This is a genomic window from Kitasatospora sp. NPDC054939 (genome assembly GCF_053610105.1).
Window position 1 is genome coordinate 1 of sequence record NZ_JBSGXP010000090.1, and the last position, 26,854, is coordinate 26,854.

A 26,854-nucleotide genomic window follows, 5' to 3' on the forward strand; every position below is an offset into this window, starting at 1 on the left:
GCGTCCCCCCCACCACCCGGGTCGCCGCGGCCACCTTGTAGTCCTCCGGCGTCCCCTGCAGCCTCCCCCCCCGAACCCGCCCCCCCCGCCCCCCCCCCCCCCCCCCGGGAACGGCCACCCGCCCCTCCGGCCCCGGACCTGCTGCCGGGGCCGGAGGCGGCACCCCTCCCCGTCGGCCCGGCCCGTCGGAGCGCCGCCGCCTCCGAATCCAGTGGCCCCCGTACGGCGGGCCCTCCCCGCCCTCCGCGCGATCGAAAGCGATCCACCATGAGCGAAGCCCACGACACGAATCCGGATCCCCGCCCGCCCACCGCCTCGCAGTCCTCCGGCAGCGCCGGCGTGCGGCACGTCTCCAAGCGGTTCGGTGCGGTGCGGGCTCTGGAGGGTGTCACCCTCGACTTCCCGGCCGGCCAGGTCACCGCCCTGATGGGCGAGAACGGCGCCGGCAAGTCCACCCTGTTGAAGATCCTCACCGGCGACCACCAGCCCACCGAGGGCAGCGTCGTCGTCGACGGGCGGGAGATACGCCTCTCCTCGCCGACCGACGCCCGCCGGGCGGGGATCCGGATCATCCCGCAGGAACCGGAGATCATCCCGCACGTCTCCGTCGCCGAGAACGTCTACGCCGGCTCCCTGCCCCGCCGCGCCGGGCGCCGCCTGGACCGCGCCGAACTGGAGCGCCGGATCACCGGCGACCTCAAGCGCCTGGGCTTCGACAAGGTCCTCGACCCGAGCCTGCTCGGCTCCCAGCTGACCCCCGCCCAGCGCCAGCTGGTGGAGATCCTGCGCGCCCTGACCGGCGAGGCGAAGGTCATCGCCTTCGACGAGCCGACCTCCTCGCTGTCCGAGAACGAGGTCGAGGCGCTGTTCGCCCTCATCCGGCGGCTGCGCGACGAGGGCGTGGCCGTCGTCTACGTCTCCCACCGCATGCAGGAGATCTTCCAACTCGCCGACCGGATCGCCGTCCTGCGCGACGGCACGCTCGCCGGCATCCAGGACGCCGCCACCACCACCGAGGGCGAACTGGTGCGCCTGATGGTCGGCCGCGACCTGTCCGCCATGTTCTCCCGCGAGCGGGTCGCCACCGACCGCCTGGTCCTGGACGTGCAGGGGCTGACCACCGACGACGTCACCGGCATCGACCTGCGGATCCATGCCGGCGAAGTGGTGGGCCTGGCCGGCCTGATCGGCGCCGGACGCTCCGAACTCGCCCTCGCCCTGGCCGGCGACCTCCCCGTACACGCCGGCACGGTCACCCTGGACGGGCAGCGCCTGCCCTCCGGCAACCCCGGCGCCGTGATCCGCGCCGGCCTGGGACTGGCCCCCGAGGAGCGCAAGGCCCAGGCCCTGTTCCTGCACCGCTCGATCCGCGACAACACCTCCACCGTCGTCCTGGAGCGCCTGCGCCGCTTCCGCTTCGTCCGCAGGGCGGCCGAGCGTGAGCTGGCGCAGGAGTACACCGACCGGCTGCGGGTGCGCACCCCCTCCATCGAGCACGAGGTGCGCAAGCTGTCGGGCGGCAACCAGCAGAAGGTCGTCCTGGCCCGCTGGCTCGCCCGCAAGCCCAAGGTCCTGATCCTCGACGAGCCGACCCGCGGCATCGACATCGGGGCCAAGGCCGAGATCTACCAGATCATCGCCGACCTGGCGGCCGAGGGCGTCGCCGTCCTGGTCATCTCCTCCGAACTCCCCGAGGTCCTCGGCCTCGCCGACCGGATCGTCGTGATGCAGAACGGCCGCATCACCGGCGAACTCGCCCGCGCCGAAGCCACCGAGGAGGCCGTCCTGCACCTCGCCATGGCCGACGACCTCGCCCCCGCAGCCACCCCTGGAGCATCCGCATGAGCACCACCACCAACACCCCCGCCGGTACGGGAGCGCACCGCACCGCCACCGGGCCGGGCCGCTTCGCCGTCCTGGCCCAGGTGGGCGGGCAGAACCTCAGCCTGGTCGGCGCCCTGGTCGTCGTGCTCGCCCTGTTCGGCGTCCTCAACGACAACTACCTCAGCGTCTCCAACATGCAGGTGATCGCCGAGGCCGCCACCATCACCGGCCTGCTCGCGGTCGTCCAGACCGTCGTCATCATCTGCGGCGGCCTGGACATCTCGGTCGGCTCCCAGGCCGGCGTCGCCTCCGTCATCAGCGCGATGGCCTTCACCACCACCGGCTCCAACGCCTACCTCGGCATGGCCGCCGCCATCGGCGTCGGCCTGCTGATCGGCGTCCTCAACGGCGTCATCATCGTCTACGGCCGGGTCAACCCCACCATCGCCACCCTCGCCGGCCTCGCCGCCTACAAGGGCATCGCCCAGCTCGTCTCCGACGGCCGCGCCCAGGGCTACGTCCTCAACAACGACGTGTTCGTCTTCCTGGGCCGCGGCAAGATCGCCGGCCTGCCCGTCATGGTCTGGATCCTCATCCTCACCTCCCTCGCCGTCCACCTGCTCCTCAAGTACACCGACATCGGCCGCAACCTGTACGCGATCGGCGGCAACGACACCGCCGCCCGCCTGGCCGGCATCAGCATCAACAAGTACCTGATCTCCGTCTACGCCCTGATCGGCATCGTCGCCGCCGTCGCGGGCATCCTGCTCACCGCCCGCACCGGCTCCGGACAGCCCGTCTCCGGCAGCGAGGGCCTCGAACTCAAGGCCATCACCGCCGCCGCCCTCGGCGGCGCGGCCCTCAAGGGCGGCAAGGGCGGCATCGGCGGCACCCTGCTCGCCGTCGCACTCCTCGGCGCCCTGGAGAACGGCCTCACCGTCCAGGGCATCAACTCCTTCTGGCAGAACGTCGCCCAGGGCGCCCTGCTCGTCGTCGCCGTCGTCATCCAGCAGCGCCGCAGCGGCGAACGCGCCATCGGCCTGCCGGCCTGACGGCCCCCGTACCGGCGGAGGTCGCTGAGGGTCGACCGTGCCGCCGACGACTGCCGGGCCCCGCGGGGCCCGGCAGTCGCACGTCCGCCTCCAGGCCCCGGAGGCGTCACCGCCCGGGAGGACCGGGGTCCGGAACCCGCTCCGGACGGCGCGGCGGGGCCCGGAACGGCCGGGGTGCCCGTGGCGTCCGGGGCGGTCGTACACGGCCGGATCCGGCACCCGTTCCGGCCTCCGGTGCCAGCGCGTTCGACGTCCGATCCCCCGTTCGATCGCCCCCGTCGAATCCGTTGACGCTCCGCGGGCGGCGCCGTTATGGTCACGCCCCATGGATGCCGACCAACCGGTCGGGCAGGTGTCCGGGGACCGGCCCCGCCCTGGCCAGCGCCCCTCGGCTCCACCAGGACAGGACCCGCCGCAGTCCCGCCTGTCCTGACAACCCTCCCCTCCTGTCACCGAGTTCGCGCCGGGCCCGACGGTCGCCGTACCCCGATCCGACGCGACCCGGACCGTTCCGGTGGGTCGGAGGGCTCCCGCTCCGCAAGGGATGAACCGTTGACCAGACTTCCGCTGTCCGGACCTGCCGCCCAGGCCCCGGACGCGCCCGCGACCCCCGCCCAGGCCGCCCGGCCGCTCGGCGGCACGGCCGTCCGGCTGCCCGTCCTGGGCCTGGCGTGCCTGCTCCTGCTGCCCGGCTGCTGGCCCGCCGGGTCGGGCTCGGACTCGACCCTCACCGTCACCATCGGCCTCGACGCGCCGCTGAGCGGCGAACTCGCCGAACTCGGTCAGGGCGTCCGGCACTCGGCGGACCTCGCCATCGCCCGGGCGAACGAGAAGAAGACGGTGCCCGGCGTGCGCTTCCGGCTCGACGCGAGGGACGACCGGGCCGACGACCAGGTCGCGCGGACCAACGGCGAGGCCTTCGCCGCCGACCCCGACGTGGTCGGCGTGGTCGGCCCGCTGACCTCCTCCAGCGCACTCACCATGGCCCCCGTGCTCGCCCGGGCCGGGCTCGCGGAGATCTCCCCGTCCAACACCGCACCCGCCCTGACCTGGGGCCCGGACTACCGCGCCAACGGCAAGAAGCGCCAGTACGCCACCTACTTCCGCACCGTCACCACCGACGCCGTCCAGGGCCCGCTGATCGCCCGCTACGCCCGCAGCAAGCTCAACGCGGCCAAGGCCGCGGTGGTCAGCGACACCAAGGTGTACGGCGCCAACCTGGCCGCCGAGTTCGCCGGGGCCTTCGAGGCGGCCGGCGGCAAGGTGGTGCTGAAGGCCACCGTGGAGCCCGGCGCCACCGACCACACCAAGCTGGTCGCCCAGATCGCCGCCGCCAAGCCCGACATCGTCTACTTCGGTGGCCAGCACCCCGAGGGCGGCCCGCTCTCCGCGCAGCTCAAGGCGGCCGGGGTGAAGGTCCCGGTGGCCGGCGGCGACGGGCTGCACACCGACGGGTACGTGAAGGCCGCCGGCGCGGGAGCCAACGGGGACATCGCCAGCCAGCCCGGCATCTCGGTCGAGGGCCTGGCCTCCGCCCAGACCTACCTCGACGCCTACCGGGTGGCCGGCCACCCGGAGGAGCCCGGACCGTTCGGCGCCTACGCCTACGACTCGACCTGGGCGCTGATCGAGGCGGTCGGCCGGGCCCGGCACGGCGAGGGCTCCAAGCCCACCGGCGACCAGCTGCGCAAGGCCGTCGCCGAGGCGCTGCAGCAGGTGAACTTCTTCGGCGTCACGGGCGACGTCTCCTTCGACGAGTTCGGGGACACCCGCAACCAGATGTCCTCCATCCACCAGGTCCAGGGCGGTTCCTGGAAGCCGGTCGTCCCGCTCGCCCGGCTGCGCGACTTCTGACCGGCCGGCCCGGCCGCGTCCCGCCGGGTCCTCGGTCCTCGGTCCTCGGCTTCTCGGGTCCGGCGGGTTCTCGGGTCGCCCTCCGGCGGGGCTGCCGGGTCGCCCGGGGCCGCCGGGTCGGGTGTGGGTCCGAGGTGGCTGGGTAGTGTCCAACTTTCGTGCCCCGGTTGGTCGGTGCATGCCGAGCGGGGTCGGGCTGGTCGCTACGAAGGGTGTGGTTCGGATGCGTGCTGCGGTGTACCACGGCAAGGGTGACGTACGGGTCCAGGATTGGCCGGACCCGCCGGCACCCGGGGCGGGCCACCTGCAGTTGGACCTGATACGGGCGAGCATCTGCGGGACGGACGTGGACGAGTTCGTCTCGGGCCCCCATCTGATCCCGTTCGCCGCACCCCATGCGGGGAGCGGGCTGACGGGCCCCCTGGTGCTCGGACACGAGATGGTCGGCCGGGTGGCGGCCGTCGGCGAGGGCGTGACCGGTTTCGCCGTCGGCGACCTGGTCGTCCCGGGCTCCGGGGTGTCCTGCGGGGAGTGCCGCTACTGCCTCGCGGGCCGGACCAACCTCTGCGCGGGCTACTACACCCTGGGGCTGCACGCCGACGGCGGCCTCGCCGAGCGGGTCAACGTCCCCGCGCGGATCACCCGTTCCGCCGGGACCTGCCCGCCGGACGTGGCGGTGATGGCCCAGCCGCTGGCCGTGGCCCTGCACGCCGTACGCGGCATCGGTGCCGAACCCGGGGAGGCCGTCGCCGTCATCGGCCTCGGCGGGATCGGTTCGCTGGCCGTCGCCGCCTGCACGGCCTGGGGCATCGACACGATCGCCGTCGACGTCTCGCCCGCCCGCCTCAGGACCGCCGAGCAGTTCGGGGCCCGGGTCCTCGTCGACGCCTCCCGCGAGGACGCCGCGGCCGCCATCCGCCGGGCCACCGGGGGCGCGGGCGCCGAGGTGGTCGTGGAGACCTCCGGCGTGCCCCAGGGCCTGCGGACGGCGATGTCCGCGGTCGCCCGCGGCGGCCACATCCGGCTGGTCGGCCTGCACCGCGACCCCTCGCCGCTGGACCTGACCCGGCTGGTGCTGGAGGAGATGCGGATCTCGACCTCCAAGGTGCACATCTGCGACCAGGACCTGCCCGAGGCGCTGGCCATGCTCGCCGAGCACCCGCACATCGCGACCGCCTCGGTCGACTCGGTCGTCGACCTGGCCGACGTGGTCCCGGCCGGCCTGGCCCGGATGGCCGCGGGCGAGGCGGCCGGCAAGATCGTCGTCAGCATCTGAACCCGCGCTCCCCGGCCCCGGTGCCCGCCGCCCCCCCGGCGGCGGGCACCGGGGCCCAGCGGGTCCACCCCGGGGTTGCGGAGGGCACCCGGTACCGTCCGGGGGCCCGCCGTCCGTCGGATCCACGGACGCCGGGCTCCCGGACGGTGCCCGTTCGGGTCCGCCGGTCCGGTCAACTCCCCAGCAGGCGTTCGATGATGTCGGTCGCCGACGCGTCCGGGTCGGTGTCCGCGACGGCGCACCGCACGTCGAACGCGGCATCCCCGGCCCGGGCCAGCGCCGCGGCGTCCCGACCCCGGTCGAGGAAGCGCGACCGTCCGGGCGCGAGGTGCATCGCCACCGGCTCGCCGTCCCAGTCGCCGGTGACCGTCACCAGCCCCCCGTCGTCCCCGGCCAGGAAGCCGGCCAGTCCGCGCAGGACGGTGAACCCCCACACCAGCGACGGGAGCCGGACGTCGACCCGGGTGTCGATGTCGACCGTCAGCGCGCCGCTGCCCTCGTCGTACCCGAGGGCCAACCCGCCGTCCTCGTCGAGTCCGCGCCACAGTCCCGCGTAGTCGCCGTCGAGCCAGCGGTCGCACACGCCGGCGGCGGCGGCCAGCTCCGCGCGGTCGCCCAACCCGGCCCAGTCCTCCACCGGCCACGCCGAGGCCGGCACCACCGGCGCCCGCAGGTACGCCCGAAGGCGCGGCACGGCGACGGTGACCGCCGCCGCCACGGTGAGGTTCTGGGACATGCCGTACCTCCGCTGCTCCCCGGTGCCCGGGTGGCACCCTCCGCGGAGGGTAGCGGGCACCTCGGACGCCGGGGTCGCCGCCCGGGGCGGCGGGCCGTGTCGGTGGCGCCGGTTACGTTGGGGTCCTCGATGGGCCGGACGGATGTCGTGAGGGACTCGCGGCCATGGGGGGTGGGAAGGCTCCCGGCGCCTGCTCGGAGCCCGATCGCCGCCGTGCCCCACCCCCCACCTCCTCCCGGCTGTACGGCGGGCGCCGGCGCCGCGGTCAGGAGGCGGCGTCGAGCGTGGGGTAGTCGGTGTAGCCGCGGTGGTCGCCGCCGTAGAAGGTGGACCGGTCGGCCGGGTTGTAGGGGCCGCCGTACCGGACCCGGGCGGGCAGGTCGGGGTTGGCCAGCCACAGTTCGCCCAGGGCGACGGCGTCGGCCACACCCTCCTCCAGGGCCCGCGCGCCGATCTCGGGCGTGCCGGGGAAGGAGTCCGCGTCCGGGTGCGGGCAGAGCAGCAGGACCCCGGGCCACTCGGCGCGCAGCTGCCGGGTGAGGTCCCGGGTGAGGATCTCGACGATGTGCAGGTAGGCGAGCGGGGTCGGCGCCAGGGCCTGCAGCAGGGCGGTGTAGAGGCCGGCGGTGTCGCTCTCGGTGCCCTGCATGCCGTTGAACTCGATCCCGGGGGACAGCCGCAGACCCACCCGCTCGGGCCCGATCGCCTCGGCGACGGCGGCCACCACCTCCAGCGTGAGGCGGATCCGTCCGGCGACCGGGCCGCCGTACCCGTCGGTGCGGTGGTTGGTGCCCTCCGCCAGGAACTGGTGCAGCAGGAAGCCGTTGGCGCCGTGCACCTCGACCCCGTCGAAGCCGGCCTCGATCGCGTGGCGCGCGGCGGTGGCGAAGTCGGCGATCGTGCGGGCGATGTCCTCGGCGTCCATCGCTCGGGGCACCGGGTGGTCGAGCATGCCGTCGGGGGTGTACAGCTGCTGCCCGGAGGCGATGGGGGAGGGCGCCAGCGGCAGTGCGCCGTCGGCGTACAGGCTGGGGTGGCCGATCCGGCCGCAGTGGACGAGCTGCGCGAAGATCCGCCCGCCCGCGGCGTGCACGGCGCCGGTGACCGCCCGCCAGGCCTCGACCTGGCCGGCGGTCCAGAGGCCGGGGGTGAGGCCGTAGCCGAGGCCGATCTCGTTGATCCCGGTGGCCTCGGAGACGATCAGGCCGGCTCCGGCGCGCTGGGCGTAGTAGTCGGCGGCGAGCGGGGAGATCCGGCCGCCGTCCTGGACCCGGTTGCGGGTCATCGGGGCCATCACCAGGCGGTTGGGCAGCTCCAGCTTGCCGACGGCCAGCGGCGTGAAGTATCCGGTCATCTCGTTCGTCCTCGCTCGTGGGAAGGCGCCCTGCGCTCCGGCGGCGGCCGGTGCGGACCGGGCCGGCGCGATCAGGGCGATGCACCTCAACGATGGGGCCCGGACGGCGAGTCGATCAACGCGTGCCGCGGCAACGACTGTTGACCTGTGGTCAAGGACGCCCTGGTCAGGCGCGGTGGAACGGCGATCGTGGGCGGCCCGGACCACGATGCGGCATGATCGTGTCCGGAGATTCAAGGATGGGGGAGTCCGGGGATGGAACGCGCGGAGATGGAGATCTTCCTGACGCTCTGCGAGGAACTGCACTTCGGTCGTACCGCCGACCGCCTGTACGTGACCACCGGGCTGGTCAGCAAGACGGTGAAGCGGATCGAGCGCCGGATCGGCGCCCCGCTGTTCGAGCGCACGTCCCGCCGTGTGGAGCTGACCGACGTCGGGCGCCGCCTGCACGACGACCTCAGGCCGCTGTACGACGGCATCAGGCGCGCCCTGCTCCGGGCGGAGCGCGCCGCGGGCAGTGTCAGCGGCACCCTCACGGTGGGCTTCATGGGGGCCCAGGGCGGCCGGGTCGTCCACGCGGCCCGCGAGGTATTCGAGCAGCGCAACCCGCACTGCGCCGTGCGGGTCGTCGAGACGCAGCTGCACCAGCACGTGGCGCAGCTGCGGGACGAGAGCGCCGACCTGCTGCTGATCACGCTGCCGGTCGAGGAGCCGGACCTGACGGTCGGCGCGGTCGTCACGCGCGGCGGCCGCTACGTCTGTCTGGCGGCCGACCACCGCCTCGCCGACCGGGAGGAGGTGCGGCTGGACGACCTGGCGGGCGAGTGCTTCATCGGGTTGCCGGCGTCGGTGCCGGCCTACTGGGTGGACTACCACCTGCCCCGCCGTACCCCGGGCGGGCTGGCCGTCGAGCGGTACGCGGAGCCCTGCACCACGTATGCGGAGGCGGTGGCGCTGGTGGCGGCGGGCCGGGCGGTGGTCCCGGGCGACGGGCAGCTGTTGCTGCTCTACGGGCGGCCCGACATCCGGATCGTGCGGTTGGTCGACGCGTCGCCGGTGGAACACGGCCTGGTGTGGCGTACCTGCGACGACACGGACGAGCGGGTGCGGGCCTTCGCGGACGTGGTCCTGGAGGTCTCGCCCGCGCTGTCCCCGCCCGGCGTGGTGCCGGTCGCCCGTACCTGCCGTCCGGTCGCCGGGGCGGTCTGAGCACCTGGCGGTCACCCCGTGTGGCCGCCCGACCGGGCGCTGCGCGGCGTGTCGCCCTCACCGGCCGTCAGCTGTCACCGTGCGTGACGGAGCCTCGGGTCGATGCCAACTGCCGACCACCGGAACGGGGTTGCACGAATCGGGCGGTATTCGTACATTTGTGGTAGCCGACACTTCCGGCGCTCCCACCTGTCCAGCTCCACCTGTCCAGCCGCGACCCCCGCCCGGCCGACCCGACACCAGGCCGAGGACGGGGGCGACGGTGCACTGCGGTCCCGGCCCCGGGTTCTGTTCGGCCGGGGACCCGCGGGGGGCCAGCCCACCCGTCCGACGACGCGCGATCGCGAGGATCCCAGTCGTGCCGCCGCCCGTGCCCCGGGCGCGCCACGGCGCCGCGCCGCAGCGGCATGCCCCGGCGCGGTTCCCGGCGGACGGAGAGGCGGGCCGCAGCCATGGCCAAGATCAAGGTGTTGCTGGAGATCGAACCACCGCAGACCGAGCAGCCCGCGGGGTTCTCGGCCTTCCGGGAGGCGGTGGCCGCGGAGGCGTCGGCCTTCGACCAGGCGGGCCCCGCGTTCGACCTGGTGGCCGGACTCGGCGTCGAACCGGACGAGAACTTCGTGGTCGTGCCGATGTTCAGCACGCCCCGCGAGGGCGAGGCGGAACCGGACGAGCCGCTGCGCGCCCTACGGGAGTTCGCGGTGCCGGAGACCAACCCCGACCTCGTGCCCACCTCGGTGGTGCTGCCCGTCGAGGTCGCCCCCGCCCGCCTCGCGGAGCTGCGCGAGCGCGAGGGCGTCACGGTGTGGGCCAACTCCCCGCTCCACCTGTTCGACCCCGCGGACGGCCAGGACACCGGCGGGAGCGGCACCGACACCGGGGCCGGCACGCTGGACCTCGCCCGCTCACGGGTCGGACTGGACTGCCGGCCCTTCCGCGCCGGCGTCACCGTCGACACGATCCGGGACCTCCTCGGCGTCGCCCGGCCGTGGCTGGACGGATTCCGCGGACAGAACATCGTGGTCGGCATCATCGACGAGGGCGTCAACGGCCAGGTCTACCCGGTCACCGGCGGCTTCGTCCGGGCGGGTTCCGGCGCCCCGCCCGGCGCGGCCCCGATCACCAGCCACGGCTCGATGTGCGCCGCCGACATCCTCGTCGCCGCACCCGCGGCCAGGCTGTACGACTACCCGTTCCTCGGGCGGCCCGACTCCGGCGGGGCGCTGACGATGTTCCAGGCGGTCCTGGAACACCGAAGGCTCGACGGCACCCCGCACCTGACCAACAACAGCTACGGCTTCGTCAGTGTCCCGCGCCGCGAACTCGCCCCGAGGAGCGAGATCTGGGACCTCAACCACCCGCTGCACCGCAAGGTGCGCGAGGTCGTGGCCTCCGGTGCGCCCGCCTTCTTCGCGGCCGGAAACTGCGGCGTCCAGTGCCCGAGCATCAACTGCGACCGCAGCGGGACCGGCCCCGGACGCTCCATCCACGCCTCCAACAGCCTGGCCGAGGTGATCACGGTGGCGGCGGTCAACAGCCGCCAGGAGCGGATCGGCTACTCCTCGCAGGGCCCGGGCATGTTCGAGAGCCAGAAGCCGGACCTCGCCTCGTACTCGCACCTGCTCGGCAACTTCGGCCCCGGCCGCCCCGGCGGTGTGCCGGCACCCCCGAAATCGCCCTTCGACAACGGGACGTCGGCGGCCGCCCCGGTCGCGGCGGGCGTCGGCGCGCTGCTGCTCTCCGCGTTCCCCGGGCTGACCCCGGCGGAACTGCGCGAGGCCCTGCTGGCCGGGCTGATCAACCCGACCGGCAAACAGTGGGATCCCGGCTACGGGCGTGGCATCGTGAACGCCGCGGCCTCGTACTCGTTCCTGCTGCGCAAGCCCTGACCGCACGGCCGGACGCCGGAACGGGCGTCCGGCCGATCGACCGAGCGGCCCCGGGAGGGCATCCGTGAAGTGGCTCCTGACCGTGCCGGCCGGCACCGACCCCGGCGACCTGGCCACCCGGCTGGCCGCCGTCGGCGCGACCCTGCTGGACGCCGACCCGGTGCCGCTCGGCGACGACGAACTGGTACTCCAGGCCGAGGGGCCGGACGACCTGCCCGCGCGGATCGCCCGGCTCGGCCTCCCGATCAAGGTCAACCCCAGCTCCGGCTTCGACCTGGGCGCCCAACCCCTCTGAGGGCCCGTCGCCGCCCGCCTGTACGGTCCCGGCACGCCCGAGGCCTTCACCGCCCTCCGCTCCCAGCACACCCGCCGCGCCCCGCGCCGCCCGGCCGCCGCCCGCGCCCGAGCCCGGTCCGCCCTGGAGCCGCCCGCGCGCCCCCTGGCCCTCGGGGGCCGCCACTCCTAGGGTGGCGCCCATGACAGACCGGGACCGCCGACCCCGGCGGCGCACCGTCCTGGCCCTCGGCACGGGACTGGCCCTGGCCGGCACCGCGCTCGGCCCCGCGAAGGCGGGCCCGCGGGCCGCCGCCCCCGACTGGACGGCCCTGGCGGCCGGCCTGGACGGCACCCTGCTGCGCCCCGACTCCGCCGGCTACGAGGGCGCCCGCCTGCCGCACAACCTGCGCCACGCGGACCGGGCCCGCCCCGAGGCGATCGCCCGGTGCGCCGGCACCGCGGACGTCGCCGAGTGCGTGCGCTTCGCCCGCCGCCACGGCATCCGCTTCGCGGTCCGCAGCGGCGGGCACTGCTACGCGGGCTGGTCCACCGATACCCCGCTGGTCGTCGACCTGGCCGGGTTGAACGCCGTCCGGGTCGACGGCGACCGGGCCGAACTCGGGCCCGGCACCCCGCTGATGACCGCGTACGCCGAACTCGCCCGGCACGGCGTGACGGTACCGGCCGGCAGCTGCCCCACCGTGGGCCTGGCCGGCCTCGCGCTCGGCGGCGGACACGGCGTCACCAGCCGGGCGTACGGCCTGACCTGCGACAGCCTGACCGGCGCGGAGGTGGTGCTGGCGAGCGGGCGGGTGGTGCAGTGCGACGCCGAGCGCGAACCCGACCTGTTCTGGGCCCTGCGCGGCGCCGGGAACGGCAACTTCGGCATCGTCACCGCGCTGCGCTTCCGCACCTACCCGGCGGCCGACTGCACGATCTTCCGCTACTCCTGGGCCCTCCCGGACGCCGCGAACGCGTTCGACCGGTGGCAGCGCTGGGCCTTCGCCGCCCCGGACCGCCTCTGGTCCAACTTCCACGTCTGGGCCCGCCCCTCCGGCGGTTCGGTGGACGCGGGCGGCGTCCTGCTCGGCGACGCCGACGAGCTGCGCACCCTGGTCGCCCCGCTGCTGCGGAGCACCGGCCGGACCACCTCCGAGGCCGTGGCGACCCGGCCGTACCTGGAGTCGATGCTCGCCTACACGGGCTGCCGGGACGTCGAGAGCTGCCTGCGCGGGGGCTCCCAGGCGTTCGCCGCCGCCTCGCACTTCTTCGACGGCTTCCTGCCGCCGGAGGCGGTCACCGACCTGCTGCGCTTCGCCGACCGGCGCGACCCGGCCGCCGGCGTGGTCTCCTTCACCGCCCTCGGCGGGGCCGTCAACCGGGTGCCGGCCGGGGCCACCGCCTTCCGCCACCGCGACTCCACCCTGCTCTCCCAGTACTACGCCGGCTGGTCCGCCGCCGCGCCGCCCGAACCGGGCACCCGCTGGGTGGCCGACGCCCACGGCGTCCTCGCCCGGCACGCCAACGGCCACGCGTACCAGAACTACCGCGATCCGGCGCTGGCCGACTGGCGCACCGCCTACTACGGGGAGCACCTCCCGCGGCTGGAGCGGATCAAGGCGGTGTACGACCCGGACCGGGTGTTCGACTTCCCCCAGGCGATCTGACGGGCGACCGGGCCGCGCGCCCCGGGGCCGGTCGGCCGCCGCCCTCCGGCCTGGCATGTTCGCGCCCGAAAAGTTGCAGGTCACAGCCCCTTTCGCGGCCACCCGCAGGGGTCTAGCATTCCCGGCACGGCAGCCCCACCACGGACCACCCGGGCTGCCGAGCAGACGGTCGCGCGCCCCCGGGCGCGGCCGAAGCCTCCCGGCCGGGATCCTGCGGCACGCCCCCCTCGTCCCAGGAGCCCGGCCGGCTGCGCCACCGCCCACCGCCCACCGCCCACCGCTCACCGCCCGCGGACCGGGCGCGCCGAAGGGCGCGCAGCCCGCCGGACGACCGCGGGCCGCGGGCCGGGTGCAGGTCCTCCGGGGCCGAGCCGGCCGGGCGGAAATTCGGTCGAGACCCGCCCGCCCCGCTGTTACGGTGGGCGCATGGCTTTCCTCTTCTTCGTCTGAGTCCGGGCAACGGCCGCCGCCGTATCCGCCGCCCGTCGACCCTTCGCATCCACGAGGAAAGCCCCCATGCGCGAACGCGCCCGTTCCGCCGTACCCGCTGCCGTCGCGCAGCTGGCCGTCAGGGACGTCACCAAGTCCTACGGCACCCGGACCGTCCTCGACCAGGTCACCTTCACCGTCCGGCCGGGCGAGAAGGCCGCCGTCGTCGGTGAGAACGGCTCCGGCAAGTCCACCCTGCTGCGGCTGCTCGCCGCCGCCGAGCGCCCCGACACCGGGGAGGTCACCGCCCGGTTCCCCGGCGGTACCGGCCACCTCGCCCAGAGCCTCGACCTCGACCCGCGGTGCACCGTGCAGGACGCCGTCGACCTCGCGCTCGCCGACCTGCGCGACCTGGAACGCCGGCTGCGCGCCGCCGAGGAGCGCCTCGGCGAGGCGTCCGAGGACGAACTCCTCGCCTACGGGGAGCTGGTGACCGCGTACGAGGACCGCGACGGGTACCGGGCCGACGCCCGCGTGGACGCCGCCCTGCACGCCCTCGGGCTCGTCGCGATCACCCGCGACCGGCTGCTCGGCTCGCTCTCCGGCGGCGAGCAGTCCCGCCTCGCCCTCGCCTGCGTGCTCGCCGCCGCGCCCGAACTGCTCCTCCTGGACGAGCCGACCAACCACCTCGACGCGCCCGCCGTCCAGTGGCTGGAGGAGCAGCTGCGGGCCCACCGCGGCACCGTCGTCGCGGTCACCCACGACCGCGGCTTCCTGGAGCGCATCGCCACCACGATCCTGGAGGTCGACCGGGAGGCGCGCACCGTCCACCGGTACGGCGACGGCTGGTCCGGCTACCGCGCCGCGAAGGCCGCCGCCCGCCGCCGCGCCGAGCAGGAGCACGCCGAATGGTGCGCGGAACTGGCCCGCACCGAGGAGCTCCTGGAGGCCGCCGGCCGTCGGCTGGCCACCACCGGCCGGGACCCGCGGGAGGGGTTCGGCAAGCACCGCCGCTCGCACGAGGCCAAGCTCGGCGGCCAGGTGCGAGCCGTCCGCGAACGCGTCGCCCGGTTGCGGCGCGACCCGGTCCCGGCCCCGCCCGAGCCGTTGCGCTTCACGGCCGCCCTGCCCCCGGCCCCCGACGGGCGGCCCGCCGGCGGCCCGCCCGCCGGGGCGCCGCTCGCCGAGCTGGACGGGGTGAGGGTCGGCGAGCGCCTGTACCTGGAAGGGCTGCTGGCGATCGGCGCCGGCCGGCGGCTGCTGGTCACCGGCGACAACGGCGCGGGCAAGACGACCCTGCTGCGCGTCCTGGCCGGCGATCTGCAGCCCGATGCGGGAACGGTGCGCCTCCCCGCCCGGATCGGCTACCTGGCGCAGGAGCTGCCCGCCCGCTCCACCCGGCTGCCGTTGCTCGCCGCCTTCGCGGCCGGCCGGCCCGGGCTCCCGGAGGAGCATGCCGAGCAGCTGCTCGCCCTCGGCCTGTTCCGCGCGGAGGACCTGGCCGTCCCGGTCGCGGCGCTCTCCGCGGGCCAGCAGCGCCGCCTCCAGCTCGCCCGCCTGGTCACCCGGCCCGCCGATCTGCTCGTCCTCGACGAGCCGACCAACCACCTCGCGCTCGACCTGGTCGAGGACCTGGAGGCCGCCCTCGCCGACTACCCGGGCGCCGTGGTCGCGGTCTCCCACGACCGGGCCTTCCGCGGCCGCTTCCCCGGCGAGCGCCTCGCCCTCCGGGCCGGCCGCCGCTGCTGAGGGCGGCCGGCGGCGGAGGCGGCCCGCGGGCCGATCGTGGACGTCCTCCCCGCGCGGCCCGAGCGGATCGAACCGCCGTGCGAACCGGCCGTCCCGGCGGCCCCGGCGGCCCCGGCGCGACCGGCGGACGCGCGGGTCAGTGCGTCGGGCGGCCCGGCACCCAGAGCGGGGCCCGGCCGTCGCCCGGCATGTGCCGGGCCGCCCCGTCCTCCAGCAGTCGGTCGGCCCGCGCCGGGTCGCCGTCCGCCAGCTCCGCGAGCGCGCCCGCGGCGGTACGCGCACAGCAGAGCAGCAGGGCCAGGGTGTCCTGGCGGTGGTGGTGCTCGCGGACGTACGCCTCGTGGCGCTCGGTGATCCGCTCCTCCTCGCGCTCCCGCTCGTTCGGCCCCTCGGCGGTCAGCGCGCGGATGCCGTGCCAGAGCAGGGCCAGGGCGGCGGGCTCGGCCGGGTGCGGCGTCCACTCGCGTTCGGCCCGCTCGCGCGCCGCGGCCGAGGTGCGTCCCAGCCACTCCAGGGCGTCCGGCCCGCTGTCCCCGCGCGCCGTGAGGACCAGCCCGGCGGCCCGTACGGCGAGCGACCGCAGCACCGCGTCCGCCGGGACGCGCAGCCCCGACGCCGTCCGGCTGCCGAATGCCAGCCAGGCGTCCGCGAACGACGCCGCGCGCAGCTGCCAGAGCCAGCCCCGCGACTCGCCCGTCGAGCCCGTCGAGCCGGCCCCGCCCGGCGACCGGTCGGCCTCCCGGTCCGCCGTGCCGTCCGCGGCCAGCCGCAGCAGTCCCGCGGCGGCCAGGTGCACCGCGTCCGCGTCCAGCCCGACAGCCGTCAGCCGTCCGTTCCTCATCCCGCACCCCCCGCTGCGCCCCACCCTCGTGACGTGCACAGTTCACCACATCCGGGCGCGGACGAACAGGTCGGGCCGGGTCGGACGGGTGTGGCGAGGATCGCACCGGGGCCCGCCCGGCACCACCGGCGTACGCGGTCGGCGGCGGCCGTTCGGGGGATGTTCGGCGGGCCCCCGAGTGTCGGCTCCGGCGCCGGGTGTGCGGTTCCGGAGAGTGGCGTGGTCGTCCGGCGCGGGGCCGGCCCGAGTGGGGGAGTGGGCCGTGGCCCGAGGCACCGACGCGCCGCAGGGCACCGACGCGCAGGACGGCGCGTACTCCCCGAAGCGGTGGACCGCGCTCACCGGCATGTGCGTGGCGGCGGGCACGGTGTGGCTGTCGTTCGCGGACTTCGGCGTCGCCGTGCCGACGATCTCGAAGGAGATGGCGGTCTCGCTGCCCCAGCTGCAGTGGGCGAACAACGCCTTCAGCCTCTCCACCGGCGCCCTGGTGCTGGCGGCCGGCCGACTGGGCGACGTGTACGGGCGCAAGCGCCTCCTGGAGATCGGCCTGGTGGTCCTGGGCGTCGTCGCGCTGGCCGCCGCCTTCGCGCAGGGCGTCAACGGCATGATCATCGGCCGGGCGGCGATGGGCGTCGGCGCGGCGCTGATCCTGCCCGCCACCCTGGCGCTGATCCCGCCGATGTTCCCGCCCGAGGAGCAGCCGCGGGCTTTCGGCGCCTGGATGGCGGTCGCCTGGGTCGGCCAGGCCGCCGGACCGGCCGTCGGCGGCGTGCTCACCGGCCTCCTCGGCTGGCGGTCCACCTTCTGGGTCGACGCCCCGCTGGCCCTGCTCGGGCTCTGGCTGGTGCGCCGGGCGGCGACCGAGTCGACCGACCCGAACGCCTCCCGGCACATCGACCTGCCGGGCCTGGTGCTCAGCGCCGGCGCCGCGTTCTGCCTGCTGTACGGCTGCACCGCCGGGCAGGAGGACGGCTTCGACGACCCGGTCATCATCGCCCTGCTGGTCGGCTCGGTGGTGCTGGCCGCCGCGTTCGTCCTGCTGGAACGGCGGCTGAAGGAACCGCTGATCGACCTGCGGCTGTTCAGGTCCAGGCCGTTCAGCGGCGCCCTGGTGGCCAACTCCGTGATGAACATCGTCTTCGCGGGCGTCAGCTTCGTGCTCACCCTCTACCTGCAGGAGGTGCGCGGCTACGGCCCGATCGCGGCCGGACTGCTGCTGCTCCCGGCCACCGCGACGATCCTGCTGTTCAACCCCTACGGCGGGCGGGTCTCCGCGCGGCACGGCCCGCGGCTGCCGGTCGTGCTGGGCCTGCTGCTGCTCGGCGCCGGGGCGCTGGTGACGGCGGGGTCCGCCCGGGACTACGACTACCCGATCATGGCCGTCGGCCTGCTCGTCGTCGGTGCGGGGCTCGGACTGATGTCGATCCCGCTCTCCGACACAGCGGTGGCCGGCCCGCCCGAGGAGCTGGCCGGCACCGCGTCCGGCATGTTCAAGGTCACCAGCATGCTCGGCGGCGCGTTCGGTGTGGCGGCCACGGTCTCCGTCCAGCAGGCCGTCGAGACGAACCAGGCCCTGGACCGGGCCAAGGCGGCGGGCCTGTCCGACGCCGACTCCGAGCAGCTCGCCAACGCCGTGACCGACTCCGACCTCGCCGACCGGATCCTCGCCTCCGTCGACCAGGCCACCGCCGACGCGATCACCGCGGCCTTCGAGCAGGTCCAGGCGATCGGCACCGGCCGGGCCATCGCCCTCGCCGGCCTGCTGGCGGTGGTCGCCGCCCTCGCCCTCCCGCTGCTCTGGCGCCGGCGCCCCGCCCCGTCCTGACGTCCCGAGGCGGGGCGGTGCGGGGCGGGGCGGCGGCCGTCAGCGGCAGAGGGCGGTGTCGACCACCCGGTCGACCCGTTCCCGGGCCGCCGCGTCGCCCAGCTGGACGGTCACCGTGACGGTCACGGCGCGGCCGTCGTCGGTGGCGCCGCCGCGGGTCTCGTAGCCCGGGTAGCTGCCGCCGTGGCCCCAGACGAGGGTGCCCTCCTCGCACGGCAGCGGCCGGCTCACCAGCCCGAGCCCGTAGCGGGCGCCCGGGCCGAAGGTCTCCTCGGCGGGGACGGTGCTGCGCATCCGGTCGAGCTGGGCCCGGGGGAGGAGGCGCCCGCCCAGCAGGGCGGCGAAGAAGCGGTTCAGGTCGGAGCCGGTGGAGACCAGGTGGCCCGCCGCCCAGGCCCAGGACGGGTCCGTCTCCGTGACGTCGCGCAGCGGCGCGCCCGCCGACTCCCGGAGGTAGCCGCGCGGGTGCGGCTCCCGCAGGGTCGCGTCGCCGGGGGCGGGGACATAGGTGTGGCGCAGCCCGAGGGGCCGGATGATGCGCCGCTCGATCTCCTCGGCCAGGGGCCGGCGGGTGACCTCCTCGACGAGCAGGCCGGCCAGGACGTAGTTGGTGTTGCTGTACGCCCAGGTCCGGCCGTCGGTCGAGGTGGCCGGGTGCCGCAGTGCGATGTCGAGCAGTTCGCGCGGCCGGTAGGTCCGGACGTCGTCGCCGAGGTGCTCGGTGTAGTTCGGCAGTCCGCTGGTGTGCTGCAGGAGCTGCTGGACGGTGATGCGGCGCCCGTCGATCCCGTCGCCGCGGACCAGCCCCGGCAGATAGGTGTCGACGTGGGCGTCCAGCTCCATCCGCCCCTCGGCGACCAGCTGGAGGACGACCACCGCGGTGAAGGTCTTGGTGTTGCTGCCGATCCGCACCTGCCCGTCCAGTGGCACCGGGGCCCCGGTGGTGAGGTCGCCGACGCCCGCGGTGTAGGCGCGGGTGCGGCCGTGGCGGTCCGTCGTACCGGCCAGCGCGGCGGGCAGTCCGTCCGCGCGCACCAGCGCGGTCAGCGACCGTCCGACCGGGTCGGGCCGGGCGGCCGACGCGGCGGGCGGCAGCAGGACGCCCGCCGCGACGGCGGCCGCCACCACCGCGACCGCGACGGTGCGCCGGCCACTCCGGTGCCGGCGGGAGGAACGGAACCGCTGTCGGACCTGCTCGTGCATACGTCAACTCCTGCGCATCGCCGGGAAGGCGCCGGTCGGCGCCGGTTCCGACGATCCCTCAGGAGGCCGCCGTACGCGATCATGCCCGCCCCCCGCCCCGCGGTGGGGGTAGCCCCCGCAGGCCCGGACGGTGCCCGGCCGGCGCCCCGGTTCAGCGCCTGATCGACGCCAGGACCGGCTTGCCGTAGCCGGCCGAGCGCCAGTAGGTGACGAGGTAGCCGCCCGCCGCCTCGCGGAGCCAGACCCCCGAGTCCACCGACGGGTCCGTCACCACCGTCCGCGAGCGCACCCCGCCCGTGCGCGTGACTGCTGGTCCGGGCCCTCAGCGCGGCGCGAGCGCAGCCGACACCGCGGCCTCGGCGTGCAGGCGGGCGGTCGGGAAGAGCGGGACGGGGCTGTCCTCGGTGCCCACCAGCAGCTCGATCTCGGTGCAGCCGAGGACGATCCCCTCGGCCCCGGCGGCGGCCAACTCCTCGATCACCGTCCGGTAGGCGGCGCGCGACTCCTCGCGCACCACCCCCTGGCAGAGCTCCTCGTAGATCACCCGGTGCACCAGGGCGCGCCCCGCCGCGTCCGGGACGAGGACGTCCACCCCGCCCGCCGCCAGCCGGCCGCGGTAGAAGTCCTGCTCCATCGTGAAGGCGGTGCCGAGCAGGCCGACCCGCCGCAGCCCGGCGGCCCGGACGGCCTCGGCGGTGGTGTCGGCGAGGTGAAGCAGTGGGACGGAGACCGCGGCCTCCACCTGGTCGGCCACCTTGTGCATGGTGTTGGTGCAGATGAGGAGCAGTTCGGCGCCGGCCGCTTCCAGGGAGCGGGCCGCATCGGCGAGGACGGCGCCGGCCTCGGTCCAGCGGCCCTCGGTCTGGAGCCGTTCGATGTCGGCGAAGTCGACGGAGTACAGCACCAGGCGGGCCGAGTGCAGGCCGCCGAGGCGTTGGCGGGTGAGCCGGTTGAGCATCCGGTAGTACTCGGCGGTGGACTCCCAGCTCATGCCGCCGATCAGGCCCAGGGTTCTCATACCAGGACTATAAGGCAAGGGTGGGCCGCGATGCTTTGCCATAAGCCTTCCTTTGGGTGTGTCGTCGTGCGAAGCCCGGGTGCCCGCCCCCGCCCGCGGCTACCCTGGGGCGCGGGCACCGAAGTCGAGCCGCGGAGCGGCGCGTTGCACCAGGGGGCGGCCAGCAATGCCTGTGGAGATGATCCCGGACCGGCCCGGCCGCGAGGCGGCCTTCGAACCGCTGCTCGACGAGCTCGTCGCGATCCTCTGCCCCGACTGGACCCTGCCCGAGCGGCTCGCGCAGGCCCGCCCGGACCGCCGCTGCGAGCACAAGCGCCGGGAGGTCGGCCACGCCGCCGAGGCGGACCCGGACGCCGCGCGGCTCCACGCCGACCTGCTGCTGCGCGCCGCCGTCCACGACCACTGCCGCAGCGGCATCGACCAACTGGTCGAACCGCTCGTCCGGGCACTCGGGCACCGACCGCTCCAGGAAGCGCTGGTCCACTACGTCCGCACCGGTACCGACGCGGAGAAGAGCGGCGCCACCATGGCCTGGTCCTTCGCGCAGCCCCCGCTCCGCTACTGCGGCGAGGACGTGACGGGCCGCGGCATCGCCACGGTGGCGAGCGTGCTCGCCCGGCACGCCCTCGCGGATGTGCGCACCGCGTACGACGAGGCCGTCCTCGCCGCCTTCCTCGCCTGCGAAGACCCGGGCACCCGCCAGGACCTCGCACGCTGGATCGACCTCGCCCCCGCGCGCTACCCCGCCGAACCGCAGCCCGACCGGGAGCGCGCCCGGGGCATCATGCTCGCCGACCCCGAGCACTACCGCAGCGCCCTCGGGCGCCGCGGCTGCTGAGGTCGGACCGACCGCCGGCCCGCGGGCCGCCGCCCGGCTGCTCGACCGCATCCGCGCCGAACGGCCCGAACGGGCCGCGCGCTGGCTGCCCGCCTTCGAACGGGACTGGGCCAAGGCCGTGGAGGACTCCCGCCAGACCTACGACCTCACCCCGCTGCACGAGGTCGTCCGCAGCTGGCAGGTCCGCCTCGACAGCGCCGCCGCCGTCGACGCCTTCACCACCGCGGGCCTCGACGACCGGGACGGCATCGACCTCGCCGACCTCACCGGGGCCCGGTCGTGAGCGACAGTCGGTAGCCGCCACGGCGGCTCACCCGGACGGCGGACGAGCCCCGGGGCGGGCCGGCGGCGTCCGGGTGGACGGCAGGGTGAAGGATCGGCGGGTGGCGGTGGTCCGTCGGCGCGGGAACGGGCCGGACGGCCGTTCACCCGCTATCCAGGGAGCATGCCGCTTACCCGTCCGCCCCGTCCCGTCCGCCGGCCCGTTCGCTCTCCCGGCCGCCCGGGCGGCATCGCGACCGCGCCCCGGGTCCCCGCCGGCCGCCGCGCCGCCGCGGCCCCCGGCGGCCCGCGGGTCGCGCCCCGGCGGGCCGGTGCGGCATGCGGGTGACGCGGCCGGGGCCCCGTCGCCCGGTGACGGCGGCGAACCGGGGTGGCGCCGGACCGCTGCTGCGCCACCTGTCGGACTACGCCTGGCGGCTGCTCGTCGTCGGGGTGGCCGCGTACCTGGTGCTCGGCGTGCTGGGGCGCTACCACCTGATCGGGCTGGCGGCCTTCCTGGCCCTGGTGATCACCGCGGTGATCCGGCCGGTGGTCGACCTGGCCGCGCGCGCCGTCCCCCGCCCGCTCGCCGTCCTCGCCGGGCTCGCGCTGGCGATCCTGGTCCCGGCCGGCCTGCTCGCCCTGATCGGCGAGACCGTGGCGAACGACCTCGCCCGTCTGACCAGGGAGTTCCAGGGCGGCCTGGAGCGGCTGGAGGACCTGCTGAAGGGCTCGCCCCTCCACCTCGAACCCACAGCCTTCGACGACCTCCAGCGCAAGGTCGCCGAGTTCGTGTCCTCGCACCGCTCGACCCTGATCAGTACGGCCGTCAGCGAGGCCCACCGGGTCGTCGAAGTGGCCACCGGAGCCGCGCTCGGCCTGTTCCTGTCGGTGTTCTTCCTGCACTCCGGGGAGCGGATGTGGCGCTGGACCGCCTCCCAGCTGCCGCCCGGTGCCGCCGACCCGCTCGACCGGGGCGGCCGCGCCGCCTGGCGCACCTTCGCCGGCTACACCCGGGGCATCTTCATCGTCGCGGCCAGCAACGCGATCATGGTCGGCATCGCGCTGTTCCTCCTCGGGGTGCCGCTCGCCCTCCCGCTCACCCTGCTGGAGTTCCTCGCCTCCTTCATCCCGCTGGTCGGCTCGCCGATCGCGATGCTGGTCGCCTCCTTCGTGGCGCTCGCCGCCCGCGGCCCGGTCACCGCGGTCGTCGTGCTGCTGCTGATCGTGGTGATCGGCCAGATCGAGGGCCACCTGCTGCACCCGCTGGTGATGAGCCGGGCCGTCAGCCTGCACCCCGTCGTCGTCGCGATCGCGGTGCTCGCCGGCAGCATCTCCGCCGGCGTCATCGGCGCGATCGTCGCCGTCCCCGCCGTCTCGGTCGCCTGGTCGGTCTACACCGAACTGCGCGGCCCCCGCCCCGCCCCGGGCCCCGCACCCTGACACCCCGTCGGACGACCGGCTTGCTAGCCTGCGCCGATGGGACTGGACATCACCGTGGTCGCCGCCGACTGGGAGCACCTCGCCCGGATCCCGGCGGCCGACCGCCTGCAGGCCGTCACGGACACCGTGCACCCGGACGACTGCTGCGACGCCTGCGAGGACGCCCGCCCCGCGCCGCCGCGCGGCTGGATCCGGCCGCGGCAGGCTTCCTGGTGCGCCGAGTACGACTTCCACGGCACCACCGGAACCTACGGCTACCACGTCCGGCTGGCCAACGCCTGGGAGGACGTCCGGGACTCGGCCGCCCCCGACCTGCGGGCCGCCCTCGACCGCTTCCTCGGCGGACTGGTGTGGGACGGACCGGACTTCACCGCGGACACGGAGGACGACGACCGGCCGCCGCCGGCCCGCGGCTTCCCGCACGACCCGGAACCGTGGCGCCCGCACCTGCTCCTGCTCCGCGCCCCCGACGAACTGCCCGCCCTGGCCCGCGCCTGGGAGCTGGCCGAGCCCCGGCTGGACGAACTGCGCGAGCCCTACGCGGCCACCGGCCGCGCCGACCGGCCGGGCCGGCCCGACGGCTTCGACACCGCGACGGCGCTCCTGCGCGAGTGGGGCGAGATCGTCACCAGGACCGAGCAGTACGGCTGGGGGCTGATCGGACTGCCGTACTGACCCGCGAGCGCCCCGGCGGCCGAGGGCTTCAGCGCGGGGCGGCGGTGCGCTGCTCCTGGGCCGCCTGCTGGCGGGCCTCGCGGGCCTTCGCGGCGTCCCGCCGGTCGGTCTCGGCGCCCGGCGGCTCCTCGACGTTGCCGCACATGCCGCAGACGTAGCCGCCCAGCGGACCGTGGATCGTCTCCGCCCCGCACCGCGCGCAGTGCCCGCCGGACATCCCGATCTCCGACGGCACCGGGCCCGGCCCGGTCGGCCCGGCATCGAGCCGGGTCGGTACGACGTAGTAGCAGGCCGGGCAGACGTACCCGCCGAACGGGCCGAACGCGACCGGCCGCCGGCACTTGCCGCAGCGCGGGGAACCCATCACACCTGCCTCACCGCCACCGGGACGACGGGGACCGACGGCGGATCCGACGCTACCGTCCGACCGGTCCTCGCGCCGCCGTTTCGGCCCGCCGGCCACCGCCCCGGTCCGGCGAGCGGTGACCAGCCCGCCGCCCCGCCGCACCCCGTCAACCCCCCGACCGGGGACGGCCGGAGACCGCCGGAGGCTGCCACCGGCGGCCCGGCACCACGGACGGGGGAAGCACCCGCCGAACGGGGCCGATCATGAAGCCGGGGCGCTAACGTGTTCCGCACACTACGGAGGGTGGTGGTCGACCCATGGCCGAAGTCCAGCCCCGGCCCTGTTACGGCTGCAACGGTGCCGGTGGCACGCAGAAGGAGCGGATCACGGTGGAGACCGACCCGCGCGGGGACCAGACCCCCTGCACGCACAGCCACTGGTCGCCCTGCGGGCAGTGCCACGGCGCGGGGACGGTGCTGCGATGAGCCGCCTGGTCCTCGTCTGCGTCGACTGCGCCACGCACTACCTGCCGCCCGCGAGCATGGCGTACCCCGACGGGCCCGCCTCGCCGCTGTGGTGCCGCGGCTGCCAGGAGCGGGCGCGTGCCGCCGGCCGCCGGGAGGACCCGTTACTCGCCCGGCTCGCACTCGCCGCCGCCCGACAGGCGGCCGGCCCCGGTGCACCCGGTGCACCCGGCGCCGAGGAGCCGCAGCGGCCCGACGTCCGGCCGTCCCGGCCACCGGTCTCCCGCCGCGCCCGGTCCGCGCCGCGCGGCACCCGGAGCAAGCTGCTCTGAGCCGCCCGGGGGCGTGGGCTACCTCGTCCCGTTGACGGTCTACGCCGCCACCGTCCTGCTGTCCCTCGGCGCGTACCTGGTGCTGCCGTTCCGTGCGGCCACGCTCGCGACGGTCGTTGCCTCGTCCCGCTGACGCTGGTGCGGCCGGTGGTGGTGGCCGCGGCCTGTGCGGGTGCCCTGGTGAACGGGGGCGGCGGGCCCTCGCTGCTGGTCGGGGCGGTCGCCGGCGCCGCGGTGCTGTGCGTGGAACCGCTGGTCCACCGCCGCTGGTACGGGCAGGTCCTGATGGCGTAGCACGGCCGGGTGCGGGTTCCGGGGCGGTGCAGTGCGGCCGGGTGCGGGGGCCGGAGGTCGTCGGGGCGGCGGACGGAGGTCGGTGCAGACCCCTGGCGCCGGGCGGAGTTGTCCAGCCAACATGAGTGAGTGTTCGCCGGCCGTTCACGCCCGCAGCGCCCGGCGAGGGTCGGGTGGACACTGCCCGGACCCAGTCTGGTGCCGCCCTCGCAACCTGCCCCTACCGGCCCCTGAAGGAGCCTGCGCAGATGATGTCGACCACCCTCCGCCGTGCCCGCCGCACCGCGCTGCTGGCCGCCACCGCCCTGCTCGCCACCGCCGTCCCGCTCGCTGCCGCCGGCAGCGCGCAGGCCGCGGTCACCGTCCCGACCCTGCCCTCCGGCATCAGCGCCGACAAGGTCCTCGTCGTCGGCATGGACGGCCTGCGCGCCGACCGGATCGCCGCGGCCGACGCCCCCAACCTCAAGGCCATGATGGCCAACGGCACGCTCGGCACGAGCCTGCTGTACGCGCCGCCGGTCGCCGCGACCTCCTCCGGCCCCGGCTGGTCCACCATCGCCACCGGTGTGTGGCCCGACAAGCACGGGGTGAAGGACAACTCGTTCGTCGGCCGCCAGTACGGCACCTACCCCGGCTTCCTGACCCGCCTGCAGCAGGTCAACCCGGCGTACTCCACCTTCGCCGCGCTCAACTGGAAGGCGCTGGACACCTACGGCACCTACACCACCGGCATCGACGGCAAGGTGGTGCTGGACGGCGACGCCAACGGCTACGCCGCCACCGACCCGCAGATCGCCGACGCCGCCGAGAGCGTGCTGCGCAACCAGAACCCCGACGCCTCCTACGTCTACTTCGGCGAGACCGACGAGGACGGCCACGCCTCCGGGGCCGCCAGCCAGGCGTACCTGGACGCCATCAAGCGCCAGGACGCCTACCTCGGCCGCCTGCTGAACGCCATCAAGGCCCGGCCGTCCTACGCCGCCGAGCGCTGGACGGTCATCGTCACCACCGACCACGGCCACACCGACGGGGGCGGCCACGGCGGCAACTCGATCCCCGAGCGCAGCACCTTCGTGCTCGCCCAGGGCCCGGGCATCGCGGCCGGTGCCCGCCCGATCGACACCCGGCTGACCGATGTCGCGGCCACCGTCTTCCACCAGCTGGGCGTCACCCCGCAGCCGGGCTGGGGCCTGGACGGCAAGCCGATCCAGCAGCGCTCCACCGACGCCTTCGACGCCTCGTACGACCTGCTGCAGAGCCGGGTCGACGAGACCGGGCTGCCGGCCTCGGTGAAGGGCTTCACCCACGCCCCGGGCGGCGGCTGGAGCGTGGACAATTCGCGGATGCCGAACAACGGCGTGACCGAGTGGCGCGGCTGGGCGCTGACCACCGACGAGTTCTGGACCCGCACCGCGCCCGGCCAGGAGCGCGAGAGCTTCACCCGGGGCCGGGGCGTCATCGCGGTCGCCGACCCGGACGAGTGGGACGACAAGGGCAGCCCGTCCACCAGCACCGTCTTCGACTCGACGCTGGTCTCGCCGTCCTACCCGATCGCCGGGAAGAGCTCGCTGACCCTCGGGTACGCGACGCACTACCTCCAGGAGGGCGCCCAGCGCGGTGACGTGCTGGTCTCCTTCGACGGCGGCGCGGACACCGTGGTGCGCACGTACTCCGCCGACGCCAAGAACCGGATCGAGTCGCTGACCGTCGCCGTCCCGGCCGGGGCGCAGTCGGTGAAGGTGAAGTTCCGGATGCGCGACGCCCGCAACAACTGGTACTGGGCCGTGGACGACGTCCGGGTCGGCTGACCCGGCGCCGCGGTGGCGGGCCCCCCCCGGGGCGCCCGGGGGGGCGGCCGCGGGCCCCGTCGACTCGGCGGGCGGCAACTACGACCTCATCGTGGTCGGCAGCGGCAACCAGTTCGCCGGGGACGACATCATCAACGCCGGCCACGACGCCACGGTCGGCTCCTACAACGGAACCTCCGGAGACGACGGCG

Annotated in this window: 25 protein-coding genes; 18 read left to right on the plus strand and 7 right to left on the minus strand. The window is 75.4% G+C overall.

Translation table 11 applies throughout. The features are described 5' to 3' along the window. The first annotated feature begins 267 nt into the window (after positions 1 to 267). From ACWGB8_RS23955 to ACWGB8_RS23970, 4 genes are all read left to right on the plus strand, one after another. A complete protein-coding gene (locus ACWGB8_RS23955) occupies positions 268 to 1,845 on the plus strand; it encodes a sugar ABC transporter ATP-binding protein (protein WP_452215614.1) in 1,578 nt (525 codons plus the stop codon). Further along, positions 1,842 to 2,876 carry an ABC transporter permease gene (locus tag ACWGB8_RS23960; protein WP_452215615.1) on the plus strand — a complete coding sequence of 345 codons (1,035 nt, stop codon included), beginning with the start codon at positions 1,842 to 1,844 and terminating at the stop codon, positions 2,874 to 2,876. The genes ACWGB8_RS23955 and ACWGB8_RS23960 overlap by 4 nt, the downstream gene beginning before the upstream one ends. A 552-nt stretch (positions 2,877 to 3,428) precedes the next feature. Next, on the plus strand, positions 3,429 to 4,730 hold the full coding sequence (locus tag ACWGB8_RS23965) for a branched-chain amino acid ABC transporter substrate-binding protein (protein ID WP_452215616.1): 1,302 nt from the start codon (positions 3,429 to 3,431) through the stop codon (positions 4,728 to 4,730). A gap of 223 nt (positions 4,731 to 4,953) precedes the next feature. Beyond that, positions 4,954 to 6,006 carry a zinc-dependent alcohol dehydrogenase gene (locus tag ACWGB8_RS23970; RefSeq protein WP_452215617.1) on the plus strand — a complete coding sequence of 351 codons (1,053 nt, stop codon included), beginning with the start codon at positions 4,954 to 4,956 and terminating at the stop codon, positions 6,004 to 6,006. A gap of 172 nt (positions 6,007 to 6,178) precedes the next feature. Here the strand turns inward: ACWGB8_RS23970 and ACWGB8_RS23975 are convergent, their stop codons facing one another. Both ACWGB8_RS23975 and ACWGB8_RS23980 read right to left on the minus strand, forming a co-directional pair. After that, positions 6,179 to 6,742 carry a hypothetical protein gene (locus tag ACWGB8_RS23975; RefSeq protein WP_452215618.1) on the minus strand — a complete coding sequence of 188 codons (564 nt, stop codon included), beginning with the start codon at positions 6,740 to 6,742 and terminating at the stop codon, positions 6,179 to 6,181. 265 nt (positions 6,743 to 7,007) lie between these two features. Then, positions 7,008 to 8,096, minus strand: a complete 1,089-nt coding sequence (locus ACWGB8_RS23980) for an alkene reductase (protein ID WP_452215619.1) — start codon at positions 8,094 to 8,096, stop codon at positions 7,008 to 7,010. Between the two features lie 255 nt (positions 8,097 to 8,351). Between ACWGB8_RS23980 and ACWGB8_RS23985 the strand changes: the two genes are divergently transcribed. From ACWGB8_RS23985 to abc-f, 5 genes are all read left to right on the plus strand, one after another. Further along, positions 8,352 to 9,305, plus strand: coding sequence for a LysR family transcriptional regulator (locus ACWGB8_RS23985; RefSeq protein ID WP_452215620.1), 954 nt, complete (start codon positions 8,352 to 8,354; stop codon positions 9,303 to 9,305). 452 nt (positions 9,306 to 9,757) lie between these two features. After that, on the plus strand, positions 9,758 to 11,194 hold the full coding sequence (locus ACWGB8_RS23990) for a S8 family serine peptidase (RefSeq protein WP_452215621.1): 1,437 nt from the start codon (positions 9,758 to 9,760) through the stop codon (positions 11,192 to 11,194). 64 nt (positions 11,195 to 11,258) lie between these two features. Beyond that, positions 11,259 to 11,489, plus strand: coding sequence for a hypothetical protein (locus tag ACWGB8_RS23995; protein WP_452215622.1), 231 nt, complete (start codon positions 11,259 to 11,261; stop codon positions 11,487 to 11,489). A gap of 181 nt (positions 11,490 to 11,670) precedes the next feature. Beyond that, the gene (locus tag ACWGB8_RS24000; RefSeq protein WP_452215623.1) at positions 11,671 to 13,137 is read left to right on the plus strand and encodes an FAD-binding oxidoreductase; all 1,467 of its coding nucleotides are present in this window, start codon (positions 11,671 to 11,673) and stop codon (positions 13,135 to 13,137) included. 516 nt (positions 13,138 to 13,653) lie between these two features. Then, complete coding sequence (gene abc-f / locus ACWGB8_RS24005; protein WP_452215624.1) at positions 13,654 to 15,315, plus strand: ribosomal protection-like ABC-F family protein; 1,662 nt, start codon at positions 13,654 to 13,656, stop codon at positions 15,313 to 15,315. 136 nt (positions 15,316 to 15,451) lie between these two features. On the opposite strand, the gene ACWGB8_RS24010 is transcribed toward abc-f, so the two are convergent. Beyond that, positions 15,452 to 16,156: a hypothetical protein gene (locus tag ACWGB8_RS24010; RefSeq protein WP_452215625.1), complete on the minus strand. Its 705-nt coding sequence runs from the start codon at positions 16,154 to 16,156 to the stop codon at positions 15,452 to 15,454. 262 nt (positions 16,157 to 16,418) lie between these two features. Here ACWGB8_RS24010 and ACWGB8_RS24015 point away from each other — a divergent pair, with 262 nt between their 5' ends. Next, positions 16,419 to 17,981: an MFS transporter gene (locus tag ACWGB8_RS24015; protein ID WP_452215626.1), complete on the plus strand. Its 1,563-nt coding sequence runs from the start codon at positions 16,419 to 16,421 to the stop codon at positions 17,979 to 17,981. Between the two features lie 39 nt (positions 17,982 to 18,020). Here ACWGB8_RS24015 and ACWGB8_RS24020 read toward each other — a convergent pair whose 3' ends face one another. The 3 genes from ACWGB8_RS24020 to ACWGB8_RS24030 all read right to left on the minus strand — a co-directional run bounded on the left by ACWGB8_RS24020 (position 18,021) and on the right by ACWGB8_RS24030 (position 20,202). Next, entirely contained in the window at positions 18,021 to 19,184 is a 1,164-nt protein-coding gene (locus ACWGB8_RS24020; protein WP_452215627.1) for a serine hydrolase domain-containing protein, read from the minus strand. 151 nt (positions 19,185 to 19,335) lie between these two features. Then, on the minus strand, positions 19,336 to 19,458 hold the full coding sequence (locus tag ACWGB8_RS24025) for a hypothetical protein (RefSeq protein WP_452215628.1): 123 nt from the start codon (positions 19,456 to 19,458) through the stop codon (positions 19,336 to 19,338). A 48-nt stretch (positions 19,459 to 19,506) separates the two neighbouring features. Then, positions 19,507 to 20,202, minus strand: a complete 696-nt coding sequence (locus tag ACWGB8_RS24030) for an aspartate/glutamate racemase family protein (protein ID WP_452215629.1) — start codon at positions 20,200 to 20,202, stop codon at positions 19,507 to 19,509. A 166-nt stretch (positions 20,203 to 20,368) separates the two neighbouring features. On the opposite strand from ACWGB8_RS24030, the gene ACWGB8_RS24035 reads away from it, so the two are divergent. The 4 genes from ACWGB8_RS24035 (at position 20,369) to ACWGB8_RS24050 (ending at position 23,419) form a co-directional block, all read left to right on the plus strand. After that, positions 20,369 to 21,040, plus strand: coding sequence for a hypothetical protein (locus ACWGB8_RS24035; RefSeq protein ID WP_452215630.1), 672 nt, complete (start codon positions 20,369 to 20,371; stop codon positions 21,038 to 21,040). A gap of 37 nt (positions 21,041 to 21,077) precedes the next feature. Continuing rightward, positions 21,078 to 21,323, plus strand: coding sequence for a DUF6247 family protein (locus ACWGB8_RS24040; RefSeq protein ID WP_452215646.1), 246 nt, complete (start codon positions 21,078 to 21,080; stop codon positions 21,321 to 21,323). A gap of 350 nt (positions 21,324 to 21,673) precedes the next feature. Next, the gene (locus tag ACWGB8_RS24045; RefSeq protein ID WP_452215631.1) at positions 21,674 to 22,744 is read left to right on the plus strand and encodes an AI-2E family transporter; all 1,071 of its coding nucleotides are present in this window, start codon (positions 21,674 to 21,676) and stop codon (positions 22,742 to 22,744) included. Positions 22,745 to 22,780: 36 nt separating this feature from the next. Beyond that, positions 22,781 to 23,419 carry a hypothetical protein gene (locus tag ACWGB8_RS24050; protein ID WP_452215632.1) on the plus strand — a complete coding sequence of 213 codons (639 nt, stop codon included), beginning with the start codon at positions 22,781 to 22,783 and terminating at the stop codon, positions 23,417 to 23,419. A 28-nt stretch (positions 23,420 to 23,447) separates the two neighbouring features. Here ACWGB8_RS24050 and ACWGB8_RS24055 read toward each other — a convergent pair whose 3' ends face one another. Beyond that, positions 23,448 to 23,783: a hypothetical protein gene (locus ACWGB8_RS24055; RefSeq protein WP_452215633.1), complete on the minus strand. Its 336-nt coding sequence runs from the start codon at positions 23,781 to 23,783 to the stop codon at positions 23,448 to 23,450. Between the two features lie 299 nt (positions 23,784 to 24,082). Between ACWGB8_RS24055 and ACWGB8_RS24060 the strand changes: the two genes are divergently transcribed. From ACWGB8_RS24060 to ACWGB8_RS24075, 4 genes are all read left to right on the plus strand, one after another. Then, positions 24,083 to 24,250: a hypothetical protein gene (locus tag ACWGB8_RS24060; RefSeq protein WP_452215634.1), complete on the plus strand. Its 168-nt coding sequence runs from the start codon at positions 24,083 to 24,085 to the stop codon at positions 24,248 to 24,250. Further along, the gene (locus ACWGB8_RS24065; RefSeq protein WP_452215635.1) at positions 24,247 to 24,561 is read left to right on the plus strand and encodes a hypothetical protein; all 315 of its coding nucleotides are present in this window, start codon (positions 24,247 to 24,249) and stop codon (positions 24,559 to 24,561) included. The genes ACWGB8_RS24060 and ACWGB8_RS24065 overlap by 4 nt, the downstream gene beginning before the upstream one ends. Positions 24,562 to 24,708: 147 nt before the next feature. Continuing rightward, the gene (locus ACWGB8_RS24070; protein WP_452215636.1) at positions 24,709 to 24,855 is read left to right on the plus strand and encodes a hypothetical protein; all 147 of its coding nucleotides are present in this window, start codon (positions 24,709 to 24,711) and stop codon (positions 24,853 to 24,855) included. Positions 24,856 to 25,103: 248 nt separating this feature from the next. Next, positions 25,104 to 26,663: an alkaline phosphatase family protein gene (locus ACWGB8_RS24075; RefSeq protein ID WP_452215637.1), complete on the plus strand. Its 1,560-nt coding sequence runs from the start codon at positions 25,104 to 25,106 to the stop codon at positions 26,661 to 26,663. The last annotated feature ends 191 nt before the right edge of the window (positions 26,664 to 26,854 follow it).